We start from the raw sequence: 4,506 nt of genomic DNA, 5'->3' as shown, positions 1-4,506 counted from the left end.
GGCGAGGACCACCGTGTCCGCCGCCTCGCTCCGGCCGTCGGCGTCCGTCACGACGAACCCGTCGCCGCCGCGCTCGACCGCGACCACCGGGACGCCGTGGCGGCGCTGGACGCCGTGGCCCTCCCACCAGCCGTCGGGCTGCAGCTCGACCGGGGTCGCGGGGTCGGCGAGGTAGCCCTTGCTCAGCGGCGGACGGTCCTCGCCGGGGTGGGCGGCAGCCTCCCAGGCGGTGATCGAGGCGGTCGAGCCGCCGGCCCGCAGCGCCGTGACCAGCCCGACCGCCGCCAGCCCCGAGCCGACGACGACCAGCCGGTCGCTCACGGGGCGGGCGCCTCGGCCGGCTCGCCGGGGAAGAGGTAGACGTCCTCGCCGCGCACCTCGACGCGGTGGGTGCGCACCGGCTGGGTGGCGGGCAGGCTGAGCGGCCGGCCGGTGGTGAAGGAGAACCGGGCGGCGTGCAGGGGGCACTCCACCGTGCAGTCCTCGATCCAGCCCTCGGCCAGCGAGGCCTCCTCGTGGGAGCAGGTGTCGTCGAGGGCGTAGAAGGTGCCGTCCTCGTCGCGGAACAGCGCGATGTCGTCACCGGTGCCGACGACGGCGGCGTCGACCACCTTCGCCTCGGCCGGGGCCAGCTCGTCCACCGTGGCCACCTTGATGCCCTCGCTCACCGCACCTCCTCCTGGCCGGCGCTACGACGGGTGCGGGAGTCAGCTGGCGAGGCCATCGATGCGGCTGACCTCCTCCGGGGTGAGCTCGATCCGCGCGCCGGCGGCGTTGGACTCGATCCGCTCGCGGCGGGAGGACTTGGGGATGACCACGAACTGGTGGGCGATGTGCCAGGCCACGACGACCTGCGCCGGCGTCGCGTCGTGGGCCTCGGCGACCTCACGCAGGGTCGGGTCGTCGAGGTCGGAGGCCTTGAACGGGCTGTAGCCCTCGAGCACCACGCCGCGCTCGGACAGGCCGGCGACGGTGGCGGCGTCGTAGATCGAGGGGCTCCAGCGGATCTGGTTGACCGCGGGCGTGACGCCGGTGGCTCGGGTCAGCTCGTCGATCTGCTCCAGCGAGTAGTTGCTCACCCCGATCCGGGTGGCCAGGCCGTCGGACTGGGCGCGGACCACCTCGGCCCAGACCTCCGGCGAGGCCTGCTTGTTCGGCGGCCAGTGCACCAGCCAGAGGTCGACGGAGTCCAGGCCGAGCTTGGCCAGGCTCTCCTCGATGGTCTGGCGCTCCCGGCCGGCGTTCTCCGGGGGCAGCTTGGTGGTGACGAAGACCTCGTCCCGGGCCAGCCCGGAGGCGGCCAGGGCCCGGCCGATGCCGGCTTCGTTGCCGTAGCCGGTCGCGGTGTCGATGTGGCGGTAGCCGAGCTCGAGGGCGGTACCGGTCACCTCGGCGGCGTCCGCGTCGCTGATCTGCCAGGTGCCGAAGCCCAGCAGCGGCATGCGGTGCCCGTCGAGGTCGACCGCCGGTTCGGCGTAGGAGCTGCTCGTCATGGGCCCCAGTCAACCCGATGGGTCGCGGCGGTCCTCACCCAGCCCCGGGAAGCGGCCGCAGACGCGAGCAGGCCCGGACGTCGTCGACGTCCGGGCCTGCTCGGTCAGGCGGAGCGGATTCAGAGCCTGGCGGCGCCGGCCTTCTCGGCCTCGACCTCGGCCGCACCGGTGCGCTCCTCGAACTTCTTCTGCAGCGCGTCGGCCCGGGTCTCCGGGGCCTCGGCGACAGCCATCCGCTGGGCGGCGGCCTCCGGGGCGGACTCCTCGAAGTCGCCACGCACCTCGCCGCGGACGACGTTGTTCTCACCGACGGTGGCGACGGGGTCGTTGCCGTTGAGGGCCACGTTGCCGTTGACGATGTTGTTGTCCACGGTCACGCCGCCGGTGTTGCCGCTGGCGGTGACGTTGGCGCCCCAGTAGCTGGTGCCCTCGCAGGAGGTCTCCGGGCCGTCGCTGCCGAGCTGGACCGGACCGGCGTTGTCGGCGAACAGCGCGCGACCCTGGACGACCACGGCGCAGTTGATGCTGCCGAGCTCGTTGCCACGGACGGTGACGGTGCCGTCGACCCAGGTCTCGTACAGGTCGGTGTAGTAGGAGCCGTTGGAGTTCACGTTGCCGGCCACGTCGGAGGTCTCGAGCAGCACCTCGCCGCCGTTGGAGACGACGTTGCCACCGACGGTGGTGTCGGCGGTGAGGATCGAGCCACCGGCGATCTCATCGGTGCCGCGGGTCACCAGGTTGCCGGCGATCTCGGTGCCGTCGAGGTAGGTGCCGAAGGCGGTCCGCAGGTTCAGCTGGCCGGCGACCTCGGAGTCGGTCAGCTCGGCGTAGCTGTTCTCCTGGCCGATGACGTCACCCTCGACGGTGATGTCGGTGGCGACCAGGTCGGCACCGTTGGCCACGCGCACGTCGCCCTGGATGGTGGTGCCGGTCAGCGTGCAGGCCCGGCCGGCGGGGATGACCAGGTCACCCGGGACGGTGACGGCACCGGCCTCGCCGACGCAGCGGCTGACGATGTCGGCGCTCGCGGGGGCAGCCCAGATCAAGCTGGAACCAGCCACGACACCGGCTGCCGCCGCGAGGGCGAACAACTTCTTCTTCATGCTTCCTCCATGCATTGGGACAGGGACGTGTCGCCACGTCGAGAAGTTCTTCGCGGCTCGAGCCATGGACCCCGACAGCTCTCCACCTGACGACGTGTGGGGGTGTTGCCCACGCTTTGAGAACGTATGGGTCTAGACGGCTGGGGGTCAATGCCTCTCAGCCGATCCTTTGGAACGTGCGCGAGAGTCCGACTGCCCGTCGACGGCGTGTGAACCACTCGCAAGGTGGGGTTCACCTGACGCGCCGGGCGCGGCCGGCTGGACGGGGTCAGCCCCGGACCGCCTCGTACCGGGCCAGCGCCTCGGCCCGCTCGGCGGCGTGGTCGACCACCCGCTCGGGGTAGCCGTGCGCGGCACCGTCGGACGCCGTCCACGGCTCGTGCACCGCCGCGCCCTCGAGGTGGCGCAGCTCGGGCACCCAGCGCCGGACGTAGTCCCCCTGGGGGTCGAACCGGCGGGCCTGGGTGACGGGGTTGAAGATGCGGAAGTAGGGCGAGGGGTCGGTGCCGGTGCCGGCGACCCACTGCCAGTTGTGGTTGTTGGAGGAGAGGTCTCCGTCGCGCAGGTGGTCCATGAAGTGCCGGGCGCCGTAGGGCCACCAGATGTGCAGGTCCTTGGTGAGGAAGCTGGCGGTGACCATCCGCACCCGGTTGTGCATCCACCCCACCGCGGTCAGCTGGCGCATGCCGGCGTCCACCAGCGGGAACCCGGTGCGTCCGGCGCGCCAGGCGTCGAAGGTGGCGTCCGGCTCGTCGTAGCGCATGCCGCGCAGGGCGGGACGGAGGTCCTGCCAGGCCGAGCGCGGGTGGTGCCACAGCACGTCGGCGTAGAAGTCGCGCCAGGCCAGCTCGCCGGCGAACTTCTCCGCCCCCTTCGCCGCCCGGCTGCGGGCGTCGATGCCGGTCAGCCCGTCGAGGACGGTGCGCGGGTGCACGGTGCCGTACTTGAGGTGCATCGACAGCTCCGACGTCCGGTTGAGGTCGGGCCGGTCGCGGTGCTCGGCGTAGTCGGCCAGGCCGTCGTCGAGGAAGGCCCTCAGCCGCTCCTGGGCCGCCTGCTCGCTGCAGACCGGCAGCTCGGGGGCGTCCTCGACGCCGGCGAGGGGGCTGGGCGGCAGCTCCTCGCTGTCGACGCGGCGGCTCCAGCGCACCCGCGGTGTGGCCGCCGGCGGGGGCCAGCCGTGCTCCCGCCAGGCCCGGGCGAACGGGCTGTACACCTGGAACGGGTCGCCGCCGGCGTTGCGGAGGCGGCCGGGGGTGACGGCGTACGGGCTGCCGGTGGTGACCAGCGGGACGTCCAGCGCGGCCTCGACGGTGCGGTCGCGGCGGCGTCCGAACGGGGTGGTCTCCCCGGTGACGTGCACCGCCTCCGCGCCGATCTCGGCGACCAGGTCGGGCAGCACGGTGGCGGGGTCGCCGGTGCGGACCACCAGCGCGCCGTCGGTGGCGCGGCGCAGGGCGTCCAGCGCCTGCAGCAGGCAGGAGGTGCGGACCGGGCCGGCGGTGGCCAGCAGCCGCGGGTCGAGCACGAAGACGGGCAGCACCGCGCCCGAGCCGGCAGCCACCGCCAGCGCCGGGTGGTCGGACAGGCGCAGGTCGCGGCGGAACCACATCAGCGAGGTGCTCACAGCTGCGAACCTACGCCGCGGGTACCGCGGCCGATCTCGTAGCACCGGATCAGGCCGGGCACAGCAGACGCACAGGATGCGCGCGTGTGCTGTGGTCATGACCTCCTCCGAGCAGAACCCGCACCACCTCCAGCCGGGCCCGTCGGACGACGCGCCGCCGCTGTTCACCGCTCCTGTCGGTTCCTCCGGTCGGTCCGGGTCGGCACAGCCCGGGCAGTCCGCCCCGTCGGCCGAGCCCTCGTCCGCCCCGTCGGCCCAGCACGCCCCGTCGGCGTCTGCGGCG

General features: G+C 73.2%; 6 protein-coding genes and 1 pseudogene. 1 reads left to right on the top strand and 6 read right to left on the bottom strand.

Annotation, left to right across the window (positions count from 1 at the left end; genetic code table 11):
* The 6 genes and pseudogenes from DVA66_RS17440 to DVA66_RS17420 all read right to left on the bottom strand — a co-directional run.
* Positions 1-321 (bottom strand): FAD-dependent oxidoreductase (locus DVA66_RS17440; RefSeq protein ID WP_198671899.1); only part of this gene is annotated, 321 nt, incomplete at its 3' end.
* The gene (locus DVA66_RS17435) at positions 318-668 is read right to left on the bottom strand and encodes a bifunctional 3-phenylpropionate/cinnamic acid dioxygenase ferredoxin subunit (protein ID WP_114561200.1); all 351 of its coding nucleotides are present in this window, start codon (positions 666-668) and stop codon (positions 318-320) included. The genes DVA66_RS17435 and DVA66_RS17440, both read right to left, overlap by 4 nt.
* Positions 669-707: 39 nt before the next feature.
* Positions 708-1,493, bottom strand: coding sequence for an aldo/keto reductase (locus DVA66_RS17430; protein ID WP_114561199.1), 786 nt, complete (start codon positions 1,491-1,493; stop codon positions 708-710).
* Positions 1,494-1,502: 9 nt separating this feature from the next.
* A pseudogene (locus tag DVA66_RS22145) lies at positions 1,503-1,652 on the bottom strand (hypothetical protein); the annotation flags it as partial.
* Entirely contained in the window at positions 1,613-2,596 is a 984-nt protein-coding gene (locus tag DVA66_RS17425) for a hypothetical protein (RefSeq protein WP_114561198.1), read from the bottom strand. The pseudogene DVA66_RS22145 and the gene DVA66_RS17425, both read right to left, overlap by 40 nt.
* A gap of 268 nt (positions 2,597-2,864) precedes the next feature.
* Positions 2,865-4,223 carry a cryptochrome/photolyase family protein gene (locus tag DVA66_RS17420; protein WP_114561197.1) on the bottom strand — a complete coding sequence of 453 codons (1,359 nt, stop codon included), beginning with the start codon at positions 4,221-4,223 and terminating at the stop codon, positions 2,865-2,867.
* Positions 4,224-4,320: 97 nt separating this feature from the next.
* Between DVA66_RS17420 and DVA66_RS21750 the strand changes: the two genes are divergently transcribed.
* Positions 4,321-4,506 (top strand): hypothetical protein (locus DVA66_RS21750; RefSeq protein ID WP_232822041.1); only part of this gene is annotated, 186 nt, incomplete at its 3' end.

This window comes from Desertihabitans aurantiacus, assembly GCF_003344635.1.
Lineage (GTDB): Bacteria > Actinomycetota > Actinomycetes > Propionibacteriales > Propionibacteriaceae > Desertihabitans > Desertihabitans aurantiacus.
The sequence above is the reverse complement of the archived record's forward strand: the minus strand, read 5'-3'. Positions and strand labels throughout refer to the sequence as shown.

Bases quoted from the DNA above. Each gene is read 5' to 3' on its own strand.
- DVA66_RS17430 (WP_114561199.1), bottom strand. From the start codon at position 1,493: ATGACGAGCAGCTCCTACGCCGAACCGGCGGTCGACCTCGACGGGCAC.
- DVA66_RS17425 (WP_114561198.1), bottom strand. From the start codon at position 2,596: ATGAAGAAGAAGTTGTTCGCCCTCGCGGCGGCAGCCGGTGTCGTGGCT.